We start from the raw sequence: 1,499 nt of genomic DNA on the forward strand, positions 1-1,499 counted from the left end.
GGACAACATTGGATATGAAGACACAATGGGACGACACGGACTGGGAGAAAGGAACGAAAATAGTGAGAGATTTGCAAATCTATGTGCCTTCAATAAGCTGGTCATAGGCGGCACCATATTCCCACATAAACGCATACACAAAACCACATGGACTTCACCGGATCACTCTACACAAAACCAAATCGACCATATTTGCATCAACAAAACGTTCAGGAGGACTATAGAGGACGTGAGAACCAAGAGAGGAGCTGATATAGCATCAGATCATCACTTACTGGTCGCCAAGATGAAATTGAAACTCAAGAAGCACTGGACAACGGGGCAGACAGTATCACAAAAGTTCAATTCGGCCTTTCTCCAGGATACTAACAAACTCAACAAATTCAAGATAGTCCTCAGCAACAAGTTCCAGGCCTTTCATGATCTACTCAATGGAGAAGGAACTACTGTGGAGAGCAACTGGAAGGGGATCAAAGAGGCAATCACTTCAACATGTCATGAGGTCCTGGGTCACAAGAAGCACCATCACAAGGAATGGATCACTGTTGATACACTGGATAAGATTCAAGAAAGGAGGAACAAGAAGGCAGCGATCAATACCAGCCGAACAAGAGCAGAAAAAGCCAAGGCACAAGCTGAATACACAGAAGTAAACAAACAAGTGAAGAGGAGCATCAGAACCGACAAACGTAAATATGTGGAAGATTTAGCAACGACGGCGGAAAAGGCTGCAAGAGAAGGAAACATGAGACAATTGTATGACACGACAAAGAAACTCTCTGGAAATCGCCGCAAACCAGAACGACCAGTGAAAAGCAAGGAAGGCGAGGTAATCACCAACATTGAAGAGCAACAAAACAGGTGGGTAGAACACTTCAAGGAACTCTTGAATCGACCAGCTCCACTGAACCCACCCAACATCGAAGCAGCACCCACGGACCTCCCAATCAATGTTGGCCCACCAACAATTGAAGAAATCAGCATGGCCATCAGACAAATCAAGAGTGGCAAAGCAGCAGGACCGGACAACATCCCAGCAGAGGCACTAAAAGCAGACGTAGCGGCAACTGCAAGGATACTCCACATTCTCTTCAATAAGATTTGGGATGAGGAACAAGTACCAAAAGACTGGAAAGAAGGACTTCTGATCAAAATACCGAAGAAAGGCGATCTCAGCAAGTGTGATAACTACAGGGGCATCACTCTTCTCTCAATACCGGGAAAAGTCTTCAACAGGGTATTGTTAAACAGGATGAAGGACTGCGTAGACGCCCAACTTCGTGACCAACAGGCAGGATTCCGTAAGGATAGATCGTGTACAGACCAAATCGCAACTCTACGGATCATTGTGGAACAATCAATTGAATGGAATTCATCACTCTACATCAACTCCATTGACTACGAAAAGGCATTTGATAGCGTGGACAGAACAACACTATGGAAACTTCTTCGACACTACGGCGTGCCTCAGAAGATAGTCAATATCATACAGAATTCCT

General features: G+C 44.9%; 1 protein-coding gene. It reads left to right on the forward strand.

What is annotated here, in order from left to right:
- Positions 1-1,499 (forward strand): reverse transcriptase family protein (locus DLK05_RS18980; protein ID WP_148114115.1); only part of this gene is annotated, 1,499 nt, incomplete at both ends.

Source organism: Ancylomarina longa, from assembly GCF_003996985.1.
GTDB lineage: Bacteria > Bacteroidota > Bacteroidia > Bacteroidales > Marinifilaceae > Ancylomarina_A > Ancylomarina_A longa.